The sequence below is a fragment of the Rhizobium sp. CFBP 8762 genome, assembly GCF_014841565.1.
Lineage (GTDB): Bacteria > Pseudomonadota > Alphaproteobacteria > Rhizobiales > Rhizobiaceae > CFBP-8762.
Window position 1 is genome coordinate 1 of record NZ_JACYUD010000023.1, and the last position, 1,058, is coordinate 1,058.

General features: G+C 60.2%; 1 protein-coding gene. It reads right to left on the reverse strand.

Features of this window, described 5'->3' with window-relative positions; genetic code table 11:
- Positions 1-114: 114 nt before the first annotated feature.
- Entirely contained in the window at positions 115-627 is a 513-nt protein-coding gene (locus IFT84_RS21835) for a transposase (protein WP_446737636.1), read from the reverse strand.
- Between the last annotated feature and the right edge of the window lie 431 nt (positions 628-1,058).

Here is a 1,058-nt window from a genome sequence, read left to right on the forward strand (position 1 = left end):
AGAGGCAGTGAATCATAATCCATTCAAAACGAAAACTATTTTATGGGTATGTGACCTAGAGCAGATTCCGATCAGTATGCATGGTATCCGGCAGCAGCCGAGTAGTTGGCGCACTCATCGGGGGTGACTTGCGCCCCTTGCCTCGATTGCCTTACAGGCCGCGACGCTCTTGTGAGCGGAAAGGTTGTCGATGATCACGATGTCTCCGGGTTTCAGCATTGGAGCGAGCGCTTGGGCACCCCAGGCCTCGAACCATGCCCCGGTCATCGGTCCGTCGATGACGAGCGGTGCGGTCGTGCCCGAGAGCCGCAAAGCCCTGACGAACGTGGTTGTGATCCAGTGCCTGTGCGGCACGACCATGCGCAGCCGCTCGCCGCGTGGAGCGCGTCCGTAGCGGCGCGCCATCTTCGTGCTGGCGCCCGACTCATCGACGAAGATCAGTGTCTCTTGATCGAGGTCGAGCTGACCATCGAACCAGGCGCGCGCGCTCAGGACGTCGGGGCGGTCCTGCTCTTGTGCGTGGTTGGTCTTTTCTACGCGTATGCCCGTGGCGGCCGAAAAACCGCCACGGGATCGACAACGTAACCGCGATCCCCTCGGCGACCAGCGCCCTGCGCAACTTTGCAAGCGTGATGTCGGTAGCCGCCTGGTACAGCGCCAAGATCCGTGCCACCCTGGCCTCGGTCGTGACCGAGCGCGTGTAACCGCCCTGCGGCTTGGCCGCCGGCTTTCCCTGATTACGCTGAAGCGCGCCCACCTCACCGCACTGGCCGCGCTCACCCCGAACCGCGCCGCGGCCGCCCAGCGTGACATGCTTCCCGAAATGGCGCCAACAACCTGCTCACGCAGTTCCATCGATAACAACTTGCCCATCTGACCGGCCTCCCGTCGCCGGCGGCCAACCTGAATCATACCTCACACAATTGGGAAGTCCCTAGCGGTTTACGCTGTTCGGATTTTGCTCTAAGCTATGGTGACTCGACAAGATCAAGGACAGCTCTAGGTCACATACCCATAAAATAGTTTTCGTTTTGAATGGATTATGATTCACTGCCTCT